Here is a 19,702-nt window from a genome sequence, read left to right as displayed (position 1 = left end):
TAAGCTACTGGAATGCCGATTCGGAAAAACTGCGCAGCTTGCGCGAGTGCAAGCGTTCATTGGGCATCGCGCGCAAAAGCTCCATGGCGCGAATGCCGATCTGAAGGTGCTGATTGACCTGCGTCTTATAAAACGCGCTCGCCATGCCCGGTAGTTTCAGTTCGCCGTGAAGCGGCTTGTCGGAGACGCACAAAAGCGTCCCATAGGGTACACGAAACCGGAACCCATTCGCGGCGATCGTTGCCGATTCCATATCCAGCGCCACGGCGCGAGACTGCGAGAACCGCTCGACGGGCTCTGAGAAGTCGCGAAGTTCCCAATTCCGATTGTCAATCGTCGCGACCGTACCAGTCCGCATAATTCGCTTGAGATCATAACCCGACAAGTTGGTGATTTCCGCAACAGCCTGCTCAAGCGCAACCTGCACTTCCGCGAGCGGGGGAATAGGAACCCAGGGTGGCAAGTCGGCATCCAGAACGTGGTCTTCGCGCACATACCCGTGCGCCAGAACGTAATCTCCCAACCGTTGCGAATTGCGCAGTCCGGCGCAGTGCCCAAGCATCAACCATGCGTGCGAGCGCAAAACGGCCACATGGTCGGTGATGGTCTTAGCGTTCGAGGGACCAACCCCAATATTGACAATCGAGACGCCGCCCTGATTGGCCGTACACAAGTGGTAGGCGGGCATTTGCGGCACACGCGCCGCGGCGGTCCCTTCCGCCTGTTTGTTCAACCGCACGTGAAATGTGGTTTTACCACCTGGTTCGACGAAGTGGCTGTAGACGCTATCTGGTTTCGATAGTTCGTTTTTCGAAAATTCAATGAATTCATCGATATAGAATTGATAGTTCGTGTAAAGAACAAAGTTTTGGAATGCGTCCGGCGGCGTCGCGGTGTAGTGCTTGAGACGATAGAGCGAATAATCGATGCGCGGCGCGGTAAACAGCGATAGCGGGTAGGGCTCCATTGATAACGACGGTGCTACCCCATTGACGATCGCGTCGTCCGTGATGCCAAGATCGGGCACATCGAAATAGTCTCGCAGGGGACGGTCGTCTTCGACGGTCCCATCCCCGCTTAAGACCATACCATCAGGGAACGCAAAGTGGATGGGAATCGGCGTTGATGATAGCCCGACCTCAACCGGCATTTCGTGATTGGCGATCAGCGCGCCGATCTGTTCAAGCAAATAGTTCCGGTAAAGTCCCGGTTGCGTGATCGTGGTTTCGTGGGTGCCCGGCCTTGTGACGTGCCCATACGCCAAACGGGAATCGACATCGGCATAGGTTTGGGTCGCGACCCGTATAAACGGGTAAAAACCGCGAACTTTGCCGCCATGCGCCTTTTGCGTTGAACCGCTGCCAGCCTCCATATGGGCATAAAAAGCGTCACGAAGACGCGCTGTTTCGTCCTTGTAAATCTCGTCTAGCGCGTCGACTGCTTCGCGCGCATCGTTGGTGGTCAGCGTTGAGTGCGAAGGATCTGCATGTGCTATCGCCATGAGAGCGTGAAGCCTTTCGAGTCGGAAGGAAAATACCCCGCGTGCCGAGCATATATCATCGTTCAGGTGTGCGTTGAAGCCATTGAAGCGCCACCAAGGCCGCGCTATCACCGCAATCGAAGGGGCGTCACAACCGCCCGCTTGGCCACCCACAATAGGATATCAACCTTGAGCGTCGATTCCGATACCGTCCACCGGATTGCTAACCTGGCTCGCATTCGGCTTCCCGAAGAGCGTGTTGAGCCGATGCGCGAGCAATTGAACACGATACTCGCTTTCGTCGAACAACTCGATGAGGTCGATACCGAGGGCGTTGAACCGATGACCTCGGTCGTTGAAACAACGATGCGTTTGCGCGCCGACGCGATCACCGATGGTAACAAGGCTGATGATGTCGTTGCAAACGCCCCATCAAGCGAAGATGGGTTCTTCATGGTTCCCAAGGTTGTGGAATAGAGCAGAGCGCGCAGCCTGCATCTAAACGCGACACCAGACCTGCATCCCGGCCGAAGAGGGCCACTCCCAGTTACGGCGATAAAAGACTGCATGACCGACCTAACCAACCTCACTCTTGCTGAAGCGCGTAGTGCACTGAAGGCGAAACAGTTTTCTTCGAAGGAGATCACGCAGGCCTATCTGGACGCGATAGAGCAGGCGAACGGGCGCATGAATGCCTATGTCGCCGTTACGGCGGATCGTGCTCTTGAAATGGCTGCCGCCTCGGATGAGCGTCTTTCCAGAGGCGACACTGGTTCGCTTGAGGGCATCCCCTTGGGTATCAAGGATCTCTTTGCGACCAAGGGAGCGCATACGCAGGCAGCGAGCGGCATTCTGGACAGTTTCAAGCCGCCGTATGAATCCACCGTCACGCAGAATCTGTGGGACGACGGCGCGGTTATGCTGGGCAAGCTCAACATGGATGAGTTTGCCATGGGCTCATCCAATGAGACGTCGGTCTACGGACCGGTTGTCAATCCTTGGCGCTCGCAGACGTCGAACGCTGATCTGGTCCCCGGTGGTTCATCGGGCGGGTCAGCCGCTGCGGTTGCCGGGTGGTTATGCGCAGCTGCGACTGCGACAGACACAGGCGGGTCGATCCGCCAGCCGGCCGCGTTCACCGGGACCGTCGGCATCAAACCTACCTACGGCCGATGCTCCCGCTGGGGTGTTGTCGCGTTTGCGTCATCCCTTGATCAGGCCGGACCCATCACCCGGGATGTGCGTGATTCAGCGATCATGCTGCGGTCGATGGCCTCGGTCGACCACAAGGACACGACAAGCGTGGATCGTGAGGTGCCGGATTACGAAGCGGCGCTCGGTAAAACCATCGCAGGCATGACGATCGGCATCCCCAAAGAGTACCGGATGGATGGAATGCCGGCGGAAATCGAAGCGCTCTGGCAGACCGGCATTGGTTGGCTGAAAGATGCAGGCGCGACTATCAAAGACATAAGCCTCCCGCACACGAAGTATGCGTTGCCCGCATACTACATTGTCGCACCTGCCGAAGCGTCGTCGAATCTGGCCCGTTATGATGGGGTCCGCTATGGAAAACGCGCCGGCGCGACCGATGTTATCTCCATGTACGAAAACTCCAGGGGCGAAGGGTTTGGTGATGAGGTGCAAAGGCGCATCCTGATCGGCACCTATGTCTTGTCTGCAGGCTATTACGATGCCTACTACAAGAAGGCACAACGCGTCCGCACACTGATCAAGCAGGATTTCGAGACGGTTTATGCCGATGGTGTCGATGCGATCCTGACACCGACGACGCCATCTGCCGCTTTCGGCGTTGACGCCATGTCGACGGCCTCGCCAATAGAAATGTACCTCAATGATATTTTCACTGTGACAGTGAACATGGCCGGCTTACCGGGCATCTCCGTCCCCGCAGGCCTTTCTGGCGAAGGTTTGCCGCTGGGCCTGCAGCTTATCGGTCGTCCTTTCGACGAGGAGACGCTTTTCACCCTCGCAGACGTCATTGAAAAGCAGGCTGGCCATTTCTCGCCGTCCAAATGGTGGTGAGTGGATGAGATTCGACCCTGTCACGATCAGGAAGGCTCGGGAGGACGATGTCGATGTTCTCATCGACGTGGCGCTTGCTGCATGCCTTTCGTCCATTGCTCATCTGCCCGAGTTCCGTGATCGTCAGCACGAGATGCGCGGAGCTTTTGAGCGTTTTGTGCCTGAACAACTCGACAGCACCATACTCATCGAACGCAACGGCGAGACCGCTGGGTTGCTTTCTGTGGAGGTTTCCCGCGGCGAGATAACCGATGTGTGGGTTCGGCCCGACCATCAAGGAATGGGCATCGGCGCATCTTTGATGGCTGCAGGGGAAAGTGCAGCGCGGCAGGCAGGCCAAACATGTACCTGGCTGACTTGCCACCACGAGAACCAGCACGCCCTTAGGTTTTATCGCGCGCAAGGCTACGCGCTTTTGTCCATCGAAGAGCACGACGCGGAAAGCCTCGTCGGCGTGCGCTACCCGCGTGCGTTGCTCGGCAAGCAGCTATCAAGGCCCCATGCGCCCACCGCAGCTGATATGGCCGGTGTCCGCGCTGGCATAGATATGCTTGATCCTATGCTCGTCTCCCTTATCGCGGAGCGATTTGCCTTCATTGATCGGGCGGCTGAGGTGAAGGAAGGAACGGCCATTCCTGCCAGGGTGACGCCGCGGGTTGAGCAGGTTGTTAGCAATGCGCGGAAGCAAGCGCTTGCGATCGGTTTTGATCCCGACCTCACCGAAACTTTGTGGCGAACCATGGTCGAACTCGCGATCGCGCGCGAGGAAATCCATCTTGGCGGTGATCTGGCTGATACCGGATCATGAGCAGACTGCCGCTATCACGCATGCTGTTTGGCACATTCACAGGTATCCTTGCGGTCTTGATGCTCGTGATTGCGGTCCTTCTGGCAATCCTGATCACTTTGAACACCATGCGCGGGGAAGACGCTATGAACGGCCAACTGATGGTCACGGCGATCTTCTTCGTGATTGGAGCTTTGGGGTTTTACGGCCTCAAGCGCTGGGTGAGGGGCCTTGAAAACAAATAGCCCCTCGGTACGCATCCGATAGGACGAACGCTAAAATGAACCAACATGTTCAATTGCCGGAGAACCGGCAGGCTGACCCCAAGAAGTTTATTCCCGGTTCGACCGGGGACTGGGAGCTGATCATCGGTCTTGAGGTGCACGCCCAAGTTACCAGCGAGTCCAAGCTTTTCTCCGGTGCATCGACCCAATTCGGCAACGCGCCAAATTCAAACGTCTCGCTTGTTGACGCGGCGATGCCTGGGATGCTGCCCGTTATCAACGCGGAATGCGTGAAACAGGCCGTCCGAACCGGGCTTGGCCTCAAGGCCCAGATCAACCTTCGGTCGGTCTTTGATCGCAAGAACTACTTCTATCCCGACCTGCCGCAAGGCTACCAGATTTCCCAATTTCTCGACCCTATTGTGGGTGAAGGAGTCATAACCGTCGACCAAGCAGACGGTACGAGCTTCGAGGTCGGCATTGAGCGGCTTCACCTTGAGCAGGACGCGGGCAAGAGCCTGCATGATCAGCACCCGACCATGAGCTTTGTCGATCTTAACCGGTCTGGCGTCGCGCTGATGGAAATCGTTTCCAAACCCGACATCCGTTCGTCGGAGGAAGCCCGGGCCTATCTGACCAAGCTGCGGTCAATCCTTCGCTATCTGGGCACCTGTGACGGCAATATGGAAGAAGGCTCCATGCGGGCCGATATCAATGTCTCGGTGCGGCGACCGGGCGAGGGGTTTGGCACCCGTTGCGAGATCAAGAACGTGAACTCCATGCGCTTCGCCGTGCAGGCCATCGAATATGAAGCCCGGCGTCAGATCGCCATTTTGGAGGACGGTGGAGAGATCGATCAGGAAACGCGCCTGTTTGATCCGAGCAAGGGTGAGACCCGCTCCATGCGCTCAAAGGAAGAAGCGCACGACTACCGATACTTCCCCGATCCCGACTTGCTGCCGCTTGAATTCGACCAGGCCTTTGTCGATGGGCTTGCTGATGACTTGCCCGAACTACCTGATGACAAGAAGCAGCGCTTCATCGCCGACTATGGCATCACCCCGTATGACGCCTCGGTGCTTGTCTCTGAACGAGAAACCGCCGATTTCTTTGATCAAGTGGCCAGAGGGCGGGATGGTAAGCAAGCAGCGAACTGGACAATTAATGAGCTTTTCGGTCGTCTGAACAAGGAAGGCTTGAGTGTTTCCAACAGCCCGGTCTCATCCGAACAGCTCGGCGCGATCATTGATCTGATCGGCGAACAGGTGATCTCCGGTAAGATCGGCAAGGAGCTGTTTGAGATCGTCTGGTCCGAGGGCGGCGATCCGCGTCAGATCGTGGACGATCGTGGCATGAAGCAGGTGACCGACACCGGTGCGATCGAGGCTGCCGTTGATGAGGTGATCGCGGCCAACCCCGATAAGGTCGAGCAGGCGAAAGCCAAGCCAAACCTCGCAGGATGGTTTGTCGGTCAGGTCATGAAAGCGACAGGTGGCAAAGCCAATCCGCAAGCAGTTCAACAGATGGTGCGCGACAAGCTGGGCCTGTAGGCTGCCTAAAAAACAGGGGGTAGCGCCATGAAGAGATTTCTCGCAATCGCCATTCCGGTTTTTCTGATCGGGTTCGTCGCCGGTAATGCATTTTGGTATCTCGCATCGCCCCTGTGGATCGATCAGGTTGTCGATGAAGCACTGCCAGATGAGTTGATGGTGTCGGTGATACGTGCGGGGACGTTTCAGGGCGCCGACCGGGCACACCAAGGCGCTGGAAACGCTATGCAGCTCGAAACCGCCACTGGCGCGCCGCTCATTCGCTTCACCGAGTTCGAAGTGACCAACGGGCCAGATCTTGAGGTTTGGCTCGTCGCTGATCCTGCCCCGGCGAACTCGCGTGCAGTCCTTGAGAGCGAGTGGGTTTCTTTGGGACTGCTCAAGGGCAATATCGGCGACCAAACCTACACTGTGCCAGAAGGCGTAGACCTGAGCGAATATGGCTCGGTCGTGATCTGGTGCGAGCAGTTTTCGGTTTTATTCGCGACCGCCACGCTTACGGCCACGCAGTAGAGCACCCTATCCGCCCAGGCCGTAAAGATTGGCAGACGCCTGATAGGCCTGCACTGCGGCTTCCATCGCCTTCTGCGCTTGGGCAGCAGTCGCCGTGCTGTCCCACGATGAGGATGTTGCTTGCGCCGCCAGCGGGGAAGTGAGTGCGCTCATGCCGCCAGCAGCCTCTGTATCCACTCCAGCCGCCCGCTGTTTGGCAAGTTCCATTTGAGCTTGTTGTTTGGTTGCCTGCGCCTGGCGCGCTACTGCCTGATCCTGGGTCGATGGCTCGGCTGGCGCGAGCGCGGCACGGATCACGACCTCCATCTTGCGGATGGTGGCCTCTGGGGTGCGTTCAGGCGACGAATCGATCTGGACCTCGCCAGATGTTGCGTATTTTTTGCCGTCGGGCCCCTTGGTGTATTGATAGGTTGGGGCGCCGGCGTAGGAACCACCAACTTGCGCGTGGGCTTGCTCGTGCGCGCGCACTTCGGCGTCGCGTTTCTTGAGTTTTTCGACCTGACGTTCCTGGGCCTCGGTCAACTCACCGTCTGGCGAACCGGCGCGCACGGAAGGGCTTTCCCCTGCTGCGCCAGCGGGGGATTTCAAACTGGCTTGCCCATTCACCGGACTCTCACGCCCGATGTTGCCAGCCATTCCAATTGCAGGGAGGTAGGTACTCAGCTCCACCGCATACTCCGTACTTGTCGGTTCCGAAACTAGCTTCCAAAGATCAGGAAAACGTTACCGGGCCGCCCTTTCATCCGCTGGCGCATACCCGTATGTCAGGTCGACGCTCCAGGCCGTGCGGCCTCCAAATGAGAGATCATGATGACCGAACAGAAGACGCCGATTGACCTGTTTTTCTGGCCGACGCCCAATGGGTTCAAAGTCACAATCTACTTCGAGGAAACGGGTATTCCTTACACGGTGTATCCGATCAACATCGGTAAAGGTGACCAGTTCAAGCCCGACTTTCTGAAGATCGCCCCAAACAATCGTATGCCCGCCATTATCGACCCGGAAGGTCCGGGCGGTGAACCGATATCGATCTTTGAGTCCGGCGCAATCCTGCAATATCTGGGCCGCAAATTTGGGCAATTTTACCCAACCGACGAGCGGTCGCGTGTGCAGGTCGAGGAATGGCTGATGTGGCAGATGGGCGGCTTCGGCCCGATGCTTGGCCAGAACCATCATTTCAACACCTACGCGCCCGAAGATGTGCCCTACGCGAAGAAACGCTACACCGATGAAACGCATCGGCTTTACGGCGTCCTGAACAAGCAGCTCAATGGTCAGGACTACATTGCTGGCGACTATTCCATCGCCGATATGGCCTGTATCGGTTGGGCGAGGGGATGGGAGAAGCAGCAGATGGACATTGCCGAGTTTCCCAATCTTGAACGTTGGATGGCCACGATGATGGATCGGCCCGGCGTCAAGCGCGGGCTCGAAGTCGGGGCCGATTTCCGCAAGCCGATGAGTGAGGAGGACAAAAAGGTGCTATTTGGTCAGCGTGCGCGCTGACGGCGCTCAGCCGCGCCCGGCCGTTGGCGACAACTGGTGAAGGTCGACCCCCAGACCTGAAAGGCTGGCTGCGTACAGGAGAGGGGCAGGCGTGGTGAATAATTCGTCAGCAGACATCTCCGCGTTCAGCCAGACGTTGTTCAAAATCTCTGTGTCGAGTTGTCCAGCGGTCCAGCTTGCAAAACCGACAGCCAGCAAAAAGCGCTCAGGACCCTGGCCGCTGCCTATCTCGCGCAAGGTGTCGAGGGTCGTGCTCAACTCGACGCCGTCCGCAACTTTCACAGTTCCTTCTCGCGTAACGCCCGAAGGCGCATGCAGAAGGAAGCCTCTGCTCTTCTCAACGGGCCCACCCAACAATAGCGGCGCGGAGAGTGTATCGGGCTGCTCGGTTTCCTCGCCGGGTAGCAGGTCTAGCTCTCGCATGATGTCGGCGATGCTGCGCTTGGGGTCCGGCTTGTTGACCACTAAACCCATCGCCCCGTTGGCATCGTGCATGCAAAGATAGATGACCGTGCGCTGAAAGCGGCTATCCCCTATGGTCGGCATCGCGATAAGCGCTTGTCCGGCAAGGCTGGGAAAGGTTTGATCAGGCATGCGGCTGGTGACCGGAATGGTGATGAGGGAGAGACAACGTTACGATGCGAAAAGTTGGGTCTGAGACCTCAGCCGTCAAGCGTGTGGTGATTCCCAAGCAGGAGTATCGTGCCTCGCAAAAACCCGACATGCAAAGTTCCGCTCGCAGGCCCACCCCATTGTTGGTCTTTTGTGATTGCGTTCAGCAGATCGGAACCACCGTCTTCCAGATCGTCTACGGGCAAATGCCACGGCTTCCATCGGTGTTTGCTCTCGTCGGCGTGACGTTTGCTGGCAGCGCATCGGCTCAAGATCAGCACGCGGTACGCTTCGCCGGGGCGGAGCTGTCGATTGAAGCCGCACCCGCTGTTGTTGTGCCAATGCTTGCCGATGCGCTGATGCTTGAGGAGGGCGACCAGCTCGCCTTTTTGCACGTTGAACTCGATGAAGGTTGGAAAACCTATTGGCGAGCGCCAGGCCGCTTTGGCTTGGAGCCCAGCTTCGACTGGTCGCACAGCGGCAATTTACTGAACGTGCGCGTCGCATTCCCGGCGCCACAGCTTTTTGACGAAGCGGACGGGCAGTCAATCGGCTACACAAACGACACGATCTGGCCTGTTGTGTTGACCCCTTATGACGCGGACCAGCCTATCGATGTCGATCTCAGCTTCACGATCGGCTTGTGTGAGGTTCTTTGCGTGCCCGCTTCTGGCGCGTTGCGGATTAACCTCGGGACTGATGTGGCAGCTAGCCCCCCCGATGGTTCCAGCCTGTCAGGCTATCTGACCCTTCTGAGCCGCCTGCCAGTAGTGGTCGATGATCTGACTATGGGCACAGCTGACGTTCTCGACCGGTTCTGGATCCTTGAGCGCTTCGATGGGCATGCTTCAAAGGTCTGGAACACCATGCCCTCGGCTGAAACACTTTCTCATATTCCCCGGCCCATCAACCTGTTGGAAGTCGTCCCAGGGCGAAGCGTGAGGGTTCAGGCCTTCCCATCGCACAGCGGCGGGTGAGGGGTGGTTTCTGCGACGTGTCAGCTTATGTTGCGAAACAGGAAATTGACGTGCTCACCAGAGCGCAACACATAAGCGAGGAAGCCCAATGCCCCTTTCCGTCGGCGATGCCCTACCAGATGTCCCACTCACCGCTATCACAGCCGAGGGTCCAGCTGAAATGAGCAAAAGCGATCTTTTTGCTGGTAAGAAGGTTGTCCTTTTTGCTGTACCGGGCGCGTTCACGCCGACCTGCAACAACAACCACCTGCCGAGCTACGTGAAACATGCCGGTGATCTGAAAGCCAAAGGCGTAGACGCCATCGCTGTGGTCTCAGTCAACGATCCGTTCGTGATGGCCGAGTGGAAGAAAGCCGGCGATCCGGATGATGCCATCACTTTCCTTGCCGACGGCAGCGCAACATTCACAACTGCGGCTGACATGGTCCTTGATGGGTCGGCGTTCGGCTTGGGGTCGCGTTCTCTGCGTTATGCCGCGGTGGTGGATGATGGCGTAATCTCTGCGTTGGCTGTGGAGGACTCGCCTGCCGAAGCGAAGGCTTCAAGTGCGGATGCAATCCTCACTATGCTTGACTGAGTGTAAACCCAACCGTTGCGACGGCGTTTACAAGTGTAAAGGCGGGCGCCAAGCCCGCCTGCGTTTTCGGCGCAATAGCGCGGGTCGTATGGTTACCCGATTTTATAGCGTTACCAACGCCTTAAACTTCGATTCAAAGAGAATTAAGCGCAAGTTTTAGCCAGCTATTCAAATCATTCAGGCCAGTCTGTCTGCAACGAGGCCAAGGTATCGCCAGGAACGCGAGACCGCCTCCGGACAAGACAGGAGTCGTCAACAATGGCACGTTTTGCCTTAAACGAGTTTGAAGCCGGTTTCATAGGAACGCGCACGCCGGATGCGAAGATATTCTTTGATCTGGGCATGATGTATGCGGTGGGTCGTTCGGTTCCCGTCGATCTCGTCGCCGCCCACAAATGGTTCAATCTGTCCAGTTTGCGCGGCAGCGAAGCGGCAAAAGCCCAACGCGAATCTGTTGCTGCGGAGATGTCCCCTACGGATGTGCAGTCGGCGCTTCAGGCGGCACGCCAGTTCCTTGCAGCGAACCGTTAATGCATCTTAATGCTGCATTGCACAATATGCATGGCTGAGTTGCGTCCGGGCACCTGCAAAAGCGGTGCCCGGTATCGTATGTGGGCTTCAGATCAACCCCCCAAAGCGATCTGAAAGGAACGCCCCAATGCCAATGCTCAAAAGGATTGCTAGCCCGTTCGAACGTCTGGTTGGCGCATATGCAGAACATCGTGCACGCCAGGAAGAAGAGCGTCGTACCGAATTCCAATATGCTCGCGAGATGCGCGCCCGCTCGGTCTACGGTACGCCCCAATATTACTACTACAACGCCATCGTCGTGAACCTCGGCGGCCGCTAAGTCGGCCGTTAGGATCCGCGCAGCCGCTGGTTGACAATTTGCCCTTGCCACATAACAAGCAGGCCGAGGGCATGTGGCCGAGTGGCTGAAGGCGCTCCCCTGCTAAGGGAGTATGCGGTGTAGAGCCGTATCGAGGGTTCGAATCCCTCCATGCCCGCCATTCGAATTTGATCGTTTGGTACGTTTGGGCCCCTCCTGGTGAGGGGCCCTTTTCTTTTGAATGGACGCTGATTGCGCGAAGAAATCCATGGTGGAGCTGCACTCCCTGTGCGCCCAGCGCAGTGCGTGCTAGAAGAGGTGCGTATCGTCCTAAGCTGTGGTTTTGCCATGAGTTCGAATGTCACCGCCCTGTCTGGAACCCCGTCATCGGCGGCAGTTGGGCACAACGCTTCACACGCACGCAATCAACCGATTGACCTCGATTTGAGTTGGGTACGTGATGTGCGGGTCAACCTCTCAGCGACACAAAGGCGCGTCGCGACGTTACCTGGGCGCAGAACCGTCAAAAAGGCCGCTCAGGCCGCGTGGCTCCTCAAAGGTGTGACATGCATCGATCTGACCACGCTCAACGGTGACGACACCGCGGAGCGCGTGAAGCGGCTGTGCGGGAAGGCTATGCGGCCCATTCGCAACGATCTGCTCGCTGCGATGGGTATGGGCGATCATGAGATCCAGACCGGGGCGGTCTGCGTCTACCATCGCTTCGTTGAGACAGCGGCGAAGGCGCTGGAAGGCAGCAATATTCCGGTGGCCGCAGTTTCAACAGGCTTTCCGGCTGGATTGTCGCCACATCATCTGAAAGTCCAGGAGATCAAGGAATCCGTCGCCGCTGGCGCAAGCGAAATCGATATCGTGATCACCCGCGAACATGTTCTCACGGCCAACTGGCAAGCGCTGTACGATGAGATGCGCGAGTACCGCGAAGCGTGCGGGGCCGCGCACGTAAAGGCCATTTTGGCCACCGGCGATATCAAGACGATGCGAAACGTTGCGCGGGCGTCGCTCGTTTGCATGATGGCTGGAGCGGACTTCATCAAGACATCGACCGGCAAAGAAGGCATCAATGCCACCCTTGGTGTTTCCCTCACCATGGTCCGGTGCATACGCGCCTTCGAAGAGCGCACCGGGATAAAAGTCGGCTACAAGCCGGCGGGCGGTATCTCAACTGCCAAGGACATGCTGACCTATCAGTTTCTCATGCGCGAAGAGCTTGGTAAGCGCTGGCTCGAGCCAGACCTTTTTCGGCTCGGTGCTTCAAGCCTGCTTGCCGATATCGAGCGGCAGCTCGAACATCATGTTACCGGCGCATACTCCGCCTTCAATCGTCACGCGATAGGATAAGCGCACATGAGCGTTGCCGAGTTTTTCGAAACGATGGACTACGGTGCAGCACCGGAAGGTGACACCGAAGCGCGCGGATGGATCAAAAGCCATCAAGGCGCTTTTGGGCACTTTATCGACGGACGCTTCACAGAGCCTAGCAACCCGATTGATACCTTTGAGCCTGCAACAGGCGCTGTGCTGGCCACGATTTCGAAAGGTTCCAGGGCCGACGTCGATAAAGCGGTGAAAGCAGCCAAGGCCGCGCAAAAGAAATGGGCAACGATGCCCGGTCGCGACCGCGCAAGGCATTTGTATGCACTTGCCCGCATGGTGCAGCGGCACGCACGGCTGTTTGCCGTTCTTGAAGCGCTTGATAACGGCAAACCAATCCGTGAGACGCGCGACATTGATGTGCCATTGGTCGCTCGACATTTCACCCACCATGCGGGTTGGGCACAACTGCAAGAAAAGGAGTTTCCCGGGTACGCGCCTGTCGGCGTCGCCGGCCAGATTATCCCGTGGAACTTTCCGCTCCTCATGCTCGCTTGGAAAGTTGCTCCCGCCTTGGCGTTTGGCAACACGGTCGTTCTCAAGCCGGCGGAGTGGACCTCACTGACAGCGTTGCTGTTTGCCGAACTCGCAACGCAAGTAGGCCTGCCACCGGGCGTTCTTAATATCATCACCGGGGAAGGGGAGACGGGCGCTCTGCTGGTGGACCATCCCGAAATCGACAAGGTCGCGTTCACTGGTTCGACGGAAGTTGGCAGGCTGATCCGCAAACAAACGGCAGGAAGCGGTAAGGCGCTGACGCTCGAACTGGGCGGCAAGTCGCCTTTCATCGTTTTTGACGATGCCGATCTTGATGGTGCCGTCGAGGGGGTTGTCGATGCCATCTGGTTCAACCAGGGCCAGGTGTGCTGCGCAGGCTCGCGTCTGCTGCTCCATGAGCCAATCGCCGAGACTTTTCTGGCGCGTCTGGAAAAACGCATGGAAACCCTACGTGTCGGCGCGCCGCTCGACAAAACAATCGACATGGGAGCCATTGTCGCTCCAGTTCAGCACCAACGCATCGCGGATCTGGTCGATGAGGGCGTCAAGGATGGTGCGAGACTGGTCCAGCCAACCGTGGGGCAGGTTCCGACGTCGGGATCGTTTTATCCGCCAACCTTACTGGCAAACGTGGTGACGTCTTCGACGGTTGCAACTGAGGAAATCTTCGGCCCGGTTGCCGTCTCAATGACCTTCCGGACGCCGGATGAAGCCGTCCAGCTTGCCAACCACTCGCGTTACGGCCTTGCCGCATCGGTTTGGTCGGAGAGCATCTCGCTTGCGCTCGAGGTCGCGGCGCGAATGGATACAGGCATCGTCTGGGTTAACGACACCAATATGATGGACGCCGCTTGTGGCTTCGGCGGCAAAAAGGAGTCTGGTTTTGGACGAGAAGGCGGGCGCGAAGGAGCGTTTGCTTACCTCAGATCTCCCTTGTGGTCGAAAGCGAAGCTGCGCGCTGCATGGACGCCACCGGAACCTATGCCAGTGGCGGGTGGTTTCTCGGCACCGGCGATCGATCGTACGGCGAAACTTTACATCGGAGGCAAGCAGATTCGGCCAGATGGTAATTATAGCCGCCCGGTCCTGACCTCCAAGGGCGCCCACGTGGCCGATGTCGGCGTTGGAAACCGCAAAGACATTCGTAACGCTGTGGCGGCTGCCCGAAAGAGCGACAGCTGGACCAAGGCCAGCGCGCACAACCGCGCGCAGGTGCTTTTCTACCTGGCTGAAAACCTCGCGGCTCGAGAGCAAGAATTCATCGAGCGCTTAGCCTCTGTAAGTGGCGGCGGAAAGACGAAGGCGCACAAGCAGTTCGAACAGAGCCTTGATCGACTGTTTCTTTATGCCGCATACGCCGACAAGTTCGAGGGCAGGGTGCATGAGCCACCACTGCACGGCGTCGCGATTGCCATGCACGAACCGTTGGGCGTCGTGGGGGTTGTCTGCCCGCATGAAGAACCGTTGCTGGCAATGGTCTCGCTGGCAGCGCCGCTGCTTGCGACCGGCAATCGCGTCGTGGTTGTTCCAAGCGAAGCCAACCCGCTTATCGCGACCGACCTTTACAGCGTACTCGAAACCTCTGATGTTCCTGCTGGTGCATTCAACATTGTCACCGGCAGTTCGAACGAACTCGCGGCCGTGCTGGCCTCGCATGCGGACGTTGATGGCCTTTGGGCTTTCGGGTCACCGGAGCTTTCAGCACAGTGCGAAGCGCTCTCGGTCAGCAATCTCAAACGGACATTTGTGGATTATGGCCGGGCTACGGACTGGTACAGCGACGATGCAGCAGGCGAAGAATGGCTCCGCCGCTCTGTGGATGTGAAGAACGTTTGGGTGCCTTATGGCGAGTAACAGTTTATTAGGGGTGCTGTTTAACAGCACCTTCACGTGATTCCTTGAATGTCGCCCTATGAATTCATGCTTTGTGAACACTCCGGTTCCCGGCGCCAAGATGCGTTGGCTGGCCGTGTTTACGGCCATTTTGTATCGAGTACGGCATCATGATGAGCTTTAGTGGCGTGCTTGCGCGTCTTGCAACGGGGGGCGCGCCGCTCGCCCGGATTATCTGCGTGAACATGCCCTACAAAAAGGCGTTTGCGAGCCTTGCCTGCGCGTTTGCCTTAGCTGGTTGCGCTGCTTTTTCCGATCTTGAAGGCAGCGGACGCAACAATACAGAAGCACTTTCTGCGGCTCCCGGTGGCGGCGACGGCATCGATGACGATGCGCTTGGTGTTTCTGCCAGCCCGGTTGTGACAACGCGTTACCGGAACCTGCGGCGCGGGGGTGGGCGTGATCAGGTTGGGCGTCCCTATCGCATCGGCGGACGCCTCTATACGCCGCGGGAAGATCCCAATTACGATCGCACAGGCATGGCCTCTTGGTATGGTCCAGGATTTCACGGACGCCTAACCGCGAACGGCGAGGTTTTTGACCAGTACACACTTTCGGCTGCGCATCCGACATTGCCCTTGCCCAGCTATGTCCGTGTAACCAATCTCGACAATGATCACTCGGTTGTCGTTCGGGTGAATGATCGCGGGCCGTTCGCTCATAATCGTATCATCGATCTGTCAAAACGTGCCGCCGATGTTCTGGATATGCGAGCCGATGGTGTGGGCCGCGTCCGTGTTCAATATCTTGATCGCGCTCCCTTGCATGGGCAGGACGTCGAGTGGCTGGAAGCCAGCGCGCGCATTCCGGGTAACGCGCCGCAAGCATCCGATACGATGTTTGCTTCCGCTCCAGTCTTTGCTCCGGTCCGCCAAGCGGCAGCAGGCGCGGTCAGCGCGCTCACGCCCACACCCGCACCACAACCAGTCCGAACGGCGACACGTGCTCCGGCTACGGCTGTTCCGGCCCTCGCGTCTGCGCCCGAGCCAACCGCAACGTCCGCGCCGCTTGTGTTGGCGCCACCCATTGCGCCCCGCGCTGTCTCAGCCGTACCAAGTTTCGCACCAATTGCGCCAGGCCGTGACCCGCGTGCGCCAATTCCTAGCGCTACTGTCGGGCTGATGCCTATCGCGCCCGGCGCGGAGCCTATTGAAACGCGCGCAGGCCATAGGGGGGGTCTTGCGGCAGGTTTCACACAGCGCAATCAGGATGCGCGCGCCCACAGCGTTCGCATTGCTTCAGCCCATGGGACTGCCACCGCTCACGCGTTAGATGCAGCATCGGCGTTGGCGCTGCAGTCTCAAACGCTCCTGCACGCCCAGACGTTAGCCCAAGTCCCCGCTACAGCTCCCGTAGCTGTTGGCGATCAAACAGCCTCATTCCAGATCGGTGTCTTTGGGGATGCAGCGAATGTGGTTCGTGTTCGTGGCCAGTTGGGCGAATTCGGTCGGGTGGTCACTGAGCCGATTTCCTCGCGCGGACGAACTCTGACCCGCGTCGAACTGCAAGTCCGGGTTGCCGATCGCTCTGCTGCAGATGTTGTCTTGCAACGTCTGGCGGGCCAAGGTTACACCGACGCTTACCTGATCGACGTTACGCGTTCCTGATTCGAGGCCCGGGCCGGGTCACCGGAGAGGTTGACGGTCGGCAGACCCATTGCGTTTAGTAAGTAAGCGTCGCGGTCATCAACGTCACTCTGCCGGAGCCCATGGTACGGACAGTTCGCCTTACGTGCGCGGTCATCGCAGCGGTTGCGGCCCTTGGGGTCTCGAACCTTCATGCGTTCGAGAGCAGGCCGCAGCGCGCCTTCCTTTATGACATGAACACTCGAACGGTGCTTTATGCACAGGGCGCGGAAGAGCGGTTTGCACCAGCCTCCCTATCGAAGTTTGTGACCGCAGCCGTTGTCCAAGAACTGCTCGACGGCGGCGTACTTGAGCTCGACGATACATTTCCTATGACCGAGGATGCGTGGCGCCGGGGCGGTGCGCCTTCAGGCCGAGCCACAATGTTTGCAGAGTTGGGCTCCGATGTACCCATCTCCGCTCTGCACGCTGGCGTCATCGTTCTGACGGCCAATGATGCCGCCATTGCCCTTGCGCAGGGAATTGATGGCACAGAAGCGGCCTTCTCCGACAGGATGAATGCAAGAGCATCCGCGCTCGGTGCACTTGATAGCAATTTCACAAACGCGACCGGCGCCGATGATGCGGCTATGCACACGACTGTCCGCGATCTGGTCACGATGGCGATCGAGTTGCTCGAAACCGAGCCCCGATCGGTGCAGTTGTATGCCCAACCGGCAATGACGTGGAACGACATTTTCCAGCGCAACCGCAATCCCTTGTTCCGCGAAATAGATGGGACCGATGGTTTCGTTGCCGGATACACCGAAAGCGCTGGCTATGGCGCTCTGGGGACGGTCGAACGTGAGGGACGCCGCATTGTTTATGCCCTGTCGGGCGTAGACACAGCAGAAGGCCGCGTCGCGGAAGCAGAACGTTTGGTCGAATATGCCTTTTCCGATTTCCGCACAATTCGCGTCGCCAACCCTGGCGAGACCGTTGGCAGCGCGCGCATTTACGGCGGCGAGGTTCGCACCGTGGACTTGGTGGCGGACGGAGGAGCGCTCGATATCCTGCTGCCGCGCGAGGGAGAAGAGCGCGTTCGGGCGCGGGTCGTCTACGATCATCCGTTTCCCGCGCCGGTGGAGGAAGGTCAACCGATTGCGCGGTTGTTGGTCGAACGAGACGGAACCATCATTCAGAACACACCGCTAGTCGCGGCTTCGTCCGTTTCGGAAGGTAACGTCGTGCAGCGTGCTCGGGACGGCTTCTTCGAATTGCTGACCGGTTGGATTCCGCCCATCAGTTTTGCGGGATCGTTGTAGCCATGGCGCGGCGGACAAGTGAAAACGCGGAGAGTGTGAGCGAGAACGAGCCCACTGAGAGCGGGCAGCGAGGCGGTTTGTTTGCCGGTTTGAGGCGCACGAAAGGTGTCGTTGAGAAGCTCGAACCCTCGATTGAGGAAGCGGAGGAAAAGCCCGGACACGTCGGCAGCAAGCCTATATTCATAAGCTTTGAAGGCGGGGAGGGGTCGGGCAAGTCTACGCAGGCTGCTTTGCTGCAGGATCGCTTGCGAACCGCGGGACATGAGGTTGTTCTCACCCGAGAACCTGGAGGTTCACCCGGAGGCTCAGTCGTGCGGGAGGTTATTTTGGGAGGGTATGCCGCAGAGTATGGGCCGATGGCCGAGGCTGGGCTTCTGTCGAGCGCCCGCCGGGACCATGTTGAGCATTTGATCCGCCCGGCGCTTGAGCGCGGTCAAGTGGTTTTGTGCGATCGTTTTGCAGATAGCACCCGTATCTATCAGGGATACGTTGGCGGGCTGCCGATGCAAACAATTGACGCGTTGGAAGCGGTCGGCACCGACGGGTGCTTGCCGGATCTGACGCTGGTCTTTGACGTCTCTCGCGCGGTGGCCGATCAACGTCGGCGGGCGCGGTTGGACGAAGACGCGGCTGCTCATGACCGCTTCGAGCAGGAAGACAGCGATTTTCACGACAAAGTAGCAGAGGGGTTCCGCTGGCTCTGTGAAACGTATCCCGAGCGTTGCGTCCGCATCGATGCTGACCAGAGTGTTGAAGAGGTTGCCGAGCAGATCGATGCAATCCTTCAATCGCAAGGTGTTCTCAGGCGTGCGGGAAGCTAAGCGGCTGCCAAAAGAGCGCATCGAGCATCTGGCTGGGAAATGAGTACAGAAAACCCCGGCCAAGGTTCTTTGAGACGTCCACTGATCGGCCACGCACAACCAGTGCAGGCGTTCGCCAGCGCGGTCGAATCCGGCCGGCTGCACCACGCGTGGCTGCTGCATGGGCCCAAGGGCGTCGGAAAGGCCACATTTGCTCGCCGCGCGAGCGCATGGATGCTTGCGCCGCAGGCGCGGGCCAAGGGTGGGTCGTTAGCGTTTGACACCCATGCAGAGGCTTTCGGGCTTATCGAAAGTGGCGCGCATCCTGACGCGGCCTGGCTTGATCTCGATACCGGTAGCGACGGAAAGCGGCGACCGACAACGATTCCCGTGGCGCAGGTCCGCAAGGTCTTGGCGTCTCTGACGAACACGCCAGCGGCAGGTGGCTGGAGAACGATGGTTCTCGACAGTGTGGATGATCTCAATCGTGAGGGTGCGAACGCCCTGTTGAAACCACTCGAGGAGCCTCCTCGGAAGACCGTACTGTTTCTTGTCGCGCACAGCCTCAGCGCTGTCTTGCCCACGATTCGCTCGCGTTGCCGTCATCTGGCCTTCTCGCCGCTCGAGATTGAGGACATCAATAAGTTCGCCGCCGGTTGGACAGAGCTTTCAGGCGAAGCCGTGCCGCAACTTGCGATGGATTTGGCAGATGGGCGGCCTGGCCTGCTTGTAAGCTTGCAGGCCAACCAAGACGCGTTGGAGCTCTTCACGCGCTTTACACAGCTGGCAAGTGGAGCAGCGAACTTATCTGACAGGCTGGCGCTCGCCTCCCGGATCAATCAGACAAAGGGCGAGGGGAGGACGGTATTGTTAAGTTTGATAGATGACTGGCTATCGAGGCGAGTGCGCGGGTTCGGTGAACCTGCTGGGTTGTACGCGCCTGCAGGCCAGCTATCCCACAGAGCGCGTTCCGACATTGCGACCCTCTGGTCGAACAATAGCGAAGCGCTCCATATCCGCCAGGCGATCAACCTCGATATCACCGAACGCGTCATGACGCTTTTCGCTGGGATCGATCAGGTCTATAGCATCCCCACGGCGTAGTCCCGCCGGCCTTGTCCCCTC

Annotated in this window: 20 protein-coding genes and 1 tRNA gene; 18 read left to right on the top strand and 3 right to left on the bottom strand. The window is 58.4% G+C overall.

The window, feature by feature from the left end; translation table 11 throughout:
• Positions 1-4: 4 nt before the first annotated feature.
• Positions 5-1,501, bottom strand: coding sequence for an AMP nucleosidase (locus AAF739_12990; protein MEM6383585.1), 1,497 nt, complete (start codon positions 1,499-1,501; stop codon positions 5-7).
• Positions 1,502-1,669: 168 nt separating this feature from the next.
• Here AAF739_12990 and gatC point away from each other — a divergent pair, with 168 nt between their 5' ends.
• From gatC to AAF739_12960, 6 genes are all read left to right on the top strand, one after another.
• Positions 1,670-1,957 carry an Asp-tRNA(Asn)/Glu-tRNA(Gln) amidotransferase subunit GatC gene (gene gatC / locus AAF739_12985; protein ID MEM6383584.1) on the top strand — a complete coding sequence of 96 codons (288 nt, stop codon included), beginning with the start codon at positions 1,670-1,672 and terminating at the stop codon, positions 1,955-1,957.
• A gap of 90 nt (positions 1,958-2,047) precedes the next feature.
• Complete coding sequence (gene gatA / locus AAF739_12980) at positions 2,048-3,526, top strand: Asp-tRNA(Asn)/Glu-tRNA(Gln) amidotransferase subunit GatA (GenBank protein MEM6383583.1); 1,479 nt, start codon at positions 2,048-2,050, stop codon at positions 3,524-3,526.
• 4 nt (positions 3,527-3,530) lie between these two features.
• The gene (locus AAF739_12975; protein ID MEM6383582.1) at positions 3,531-4,334 is read left to right on the top strand and encodes a GNAT family N-acetyltransferase; all 804 of its coding nucleotides are present in this window, start codon (positions 3,531-3,533) and stop codon (positions 4,332-4,334) included.
• Complete coding sequence (locus AAF739_12970; GenBank protein ID MEM6383581.1) at positions 4,331-4,558, top strand: hypothetical protein; 228 nt, start codon at positions 4,331-4,333, stop codon at positions 4,556-4,558. The genes AAF739_12975 and AAF739_12970 overlap by 4 nt, the downstream gene beginning before the upstream one ends.
• Before the next feature lie 35 nt (positions 4,559-4,593).
• On the top strand, positions 4,594-6,087 hold the full coding sequence (gatB, locus tag AAF739_12965; protein ID MEM6383580.1) for an Asp-tRNA(Asn)/Glu-tRNA(Gln) amidotransferase subunit GatB: 1,494 nt from the start codon (positions 4,594-4,596) through the stop codon (positions 6,085-6,087).
• Between the two features lie 27 nt (positions 6,088-6,114).
• Positions 6,115-6,600 (top strand): DM13 domain-containing protein, encoded by a 486-nt coding sequence (locus tag AAF739_12960; protein MEM6383579.1) that lies wholly within the window; start codon positions 6,115-6,117, stop codon positions 6,598-6,600.
• A 6-nt stretch (positions 6,601-6,606) separates the two neighbouring features.
• Here AAF739_12960 and AAF739_12955 read toward each other — a convergent pair whose 3' ends face one another.
• Positions 6,607-7,269: a putative metalloprotease CJM1_0395 family protein gene (locus AAF739_12955; protein MEM6383578.1), complete on the bottom strand. Its 663-nt coding sequence runs from the start codon at positions 7,267-7,269 to the stop codon at positions 6,607-6,609.
• Between the two features lie 141 nt (positions 7,270-7,410).
• On the opposite strand from AAF739_12955, the gene AAF739_12950 reads away from it, so the two are divergent.
• The gene (locus AAF739_12950; GenBank protein MEM6383577.1) at positions 7,411-8,106 is read left to right on the top strand and encodes a glutathione S-transferase N-terminal domain-containing protein; all 696 of its coding nucleotides are present in this window, start codon (positions 7,411-7,413) and stop codon (positions 8,104-8,106) included.
• 6 nt (positions 8,107-8,112) lie between these two features.
• Here the strand turns inward: AAF739_12950 and AAF739_12945 are convergent, their stop codons facing one another.
• A complete protein-coding gene (locus tag AAF739_12945; GenBank protein ID MEM6383576.1) occupies positions 8,113-8,700 on the bottom strand; it encodes a YqgE/AlgH family protein in 588 nt (195 codons plus the stop codon).
• A 44-nt stretch (positions 8,701-8,744) separates the two neighbouring features.
• On the opposite strand from AAF739_12945, the gene AAF739_12940 reads away from it, so the two are divergent.
• The 11 genes from AAF739_12940 (at position 8,745) to AAF739_12890 (ending at position 19,681) form a co-directional block, all read left to right on the top strand.
• Entirely contained in the window at positions 8,745-9,695 is a 951-nt protein-coding gene (locus AAF739_12940) for a protein-disulfide reductase DsbD domain-containing protein (protein MEM6383575.1), read from the top strand.
• A gap of 88 nt (positions 9,696-9,783) precedes the next feature.
• A complete protein-coding gene (locus AAF739_12935) occupies positions 9,784-10,272 on the top strand; it encodes a peroxiredoxin (protein ID MEM6383574.1) in 489 nt (162 codons plus the stop codon).
• Between the two features lie 258 nt (positions 10,273-10,530).
• A complete protein-coding gene (locus AAF739_12930; GenBank protein MEM6383573.1) occupies positions 10,531-10,803 on the top strand; it encodes a sel1 repeat family protein in 273 nt (90 codons plus the stop codon).
• A 127-nt stretch (positions 10,804-10,930) separates the two neighbouring features.
• Positions 10,931-11,122, top strand: a complete 192-nt coding sequence (locus AAF739_12925; GenBank protein ID MEM6383572.1) for a hypothetical protein — start codon at positions 10,931-10,933, stop codon at positions 11,120-11,122.
• Between the two features lie 67 nt (positions 11,123-11,189).
• Positions 11,190-11,282 (top strand) — tRNA-Ser (locus AAF739_12920).
• A 167-nt stretch (positions 11,283-11,449) separates the two neighbouring features.
• Positions 11,450-12,463: a deoxyribose-phosphate aldolase gene (gene deoC / locus AAF739_12915; protein MEM6383571.1), complete on the top strand. Its 1,014-nt coding sequence runs from the start codon at positions 11,450-11,452 to the stop codon at positions 12,461-12,463.
• 6 nt (positions 12,464-12,469) lie between these two features.
• A complete protein-coding gene (locus AAF739_12910; GenBank protein MEM6383570.1) occupies positions 12,470-14,848 on the top strand; it encodes an aldehyde dehydrogenase family protein in 2,379 nt (792 codons plus the stop codon).
• A 149-nt stretch (positions 14,849-14,997) separates the two neighbouring features.
• The gene (locus tag AAF739_12905; GenBank protein MEM6383569.1) at positions 14,998-16,494 is read left to right on the top strand and encodes a septal ring lytic transglycosylase RlpA family protein; all 1,497 of its coding nucleotides are present in this window, start codon (positions 14,998-15,000) and stop codon (positions 16,492-16,494) included.
• Positions 16,495-16,595: 101 nt separating this feature from the next.
• A complete protein-coding gene (locus AAF739_12900; GenBank protein ID MEM6383568.1) occupies positions 16,596-17,777 on the top strand; it encodes a D-alanyl-D-alanine carboxypeptidase family protein in 1,182 nt (393 codons plus the stop codon).
• A 2-nt stretch (positions 17,778-17,779) separates the two neighbouring features.
• Positions 17,780-18,598, top strand: a complete 819-nt coding sequence (tmk, locus tag AAF739_12895; GenBank protein MEM6383567.1) for a dTMP kinase — start codon at positions 17,780-17,782, stop codon at positions 18,596-18,598.
• A gap of 39 nt (positions 18,599-18,637) precedes the next feature.
• The gene (locus AAF739_12890) at positions 18,638-19,681 is read left to right on the top strand and encodes a hypothetical protein (protein MEM6383566.1); all 1,044 of its coding nucleotides are present in this window, start codon (positions 18,638-18,640) and stop codon (positions 19,679-19,681) included.
• The last annotated feature ends 21 nt before the right edge of the window (positions 19,682-19,702 follow it).

Source organism: Pseudomonadota bacterium, from assembly GCA_039024915.1.
Taxonomy (GTDB): domain Bacteria; phylum Pseudomonadota; class Alphaproteobacteria; order Rhizobiales; family MH13; genus MH13.
This window is presented reverse-complemented; position numbering and strand designations above follow the sequence as displayed.

Coding starts and splice junctions, on each gene's coding strand:
- AAF739_12990 (MEM6383585.1), bottom strand. CDS start 1,501: ATGGCGATAGCACATGCAGATCCTTCGCACTCAACGCTGACCACCAAC.
- gatA (MEM6383583.1), top strand. CDS start 2,048: ATGACCGACCTAACCAACCTCACTCTTGCTGAAGCGCGTAGTGCACTG.
- AAF739_12975 (MEM6383582.1), top strand. CDS start 3,531: ATGAGATTCGACCCTGTCACGATCAGGAAGGCTCGGGAGGACGATGTC.
- AAF739_12970 (MEM6383581.1), top strand. CDS start 4,331: ATGAGCAGACTGCCGCTATCACGCATGCTGTTTGGCACATTCACAGGT.
- gatB (MEM6383580.1), top strand. CDS start 4,594: ATGAACCAACATGTTCAATTGCCGGAGAACCGGCAGGCTGACCCCAAG.
- AAF739_12960 (MEM6383579.1), top strand. CDS start 6,115: ATGAAGAGATTTCTCGCAATCGCCATTCCGGTTTTTCTGATCGGGTTC.
- AAF739_12950 (MEM6383577.1), top strand. CDS start 7,411: ATGACCGAACAGAAGACGCCGATTGACCTGTTTTTCTGGCCGACGCCC.
- AAF739_12945 (MEM6383576.1), bottom strand. CDS start 8,700: ATGCCTGATCAAACCTTTCCCAGCCTTGCCGGACAAGCGCTTATCGCG.
- AAF739_12940 (MEM6383575.1), top strand. CDS start 8,745: ATGCGAAAAGTTGGGTCTGAGACCTCAGCCGTCAAGCGTGTGGTGATT.
- AAF739_12935 (MEM6383574.1), top strand. CDS start 9,784: ATGCCCCTTTCCGTCGGCGATGCCCTACCAGATGTCCCACTCACCGCT.
- AAF739_12930 (MEM6383573.1), top strand. CDS start 10,531: ATGGCACGTTTTGCCTTAAACGAGTTTGAAGCCGGTTTCATAGGAACG.
- AAF739_12925 (MEM6383572.1), top strand. CDS start 10,931: ATGCCAATGCTCAAAAGGATTGCTAGCCCGTTCGAACGTCTGGTTGGC.
- deoC (MEM6383571.1), top strand. CDS start 11,450: ATGAGTTCGAATGTCACCGCCCTGTCTGGAACCCCGTCATCGGCGGCA.
- AAF739_12910 (MEM6383570.1), top strand. CDS start 12,470: ATGAGCGTTGCCGAGTTTTTCGAAACGATGGACTACGGTGCAGCACCG.
- AAF739_12905 (MEM6383569.1), top strand. CDS start 14,998: ATGATGAGCTTTAGTGGCGTGCTTGCGCGTCTTGCAACGGGGGGCGCG.
- AAF739_12900 (MEM6383568.1), top strand. CDS start 16,596: ATGGTACGGACAGTTCGCCTTACGTGCGCGGTCATCGCAGCGGTTGCG.
- tmk (MEM6383567.1), top strand. CDS start 17,780: ATGGCGCGGCGGACAAGTGAAAACGCGGAGAGTGTGAGCGAGAACGAG.
- AAF739_12890 (MEM6383566.1), top strand. CDS start 18,638: ATGAGTACAGAAAACCCCGGCCAAGGTTCTTTGAGACGTCCACTGATC.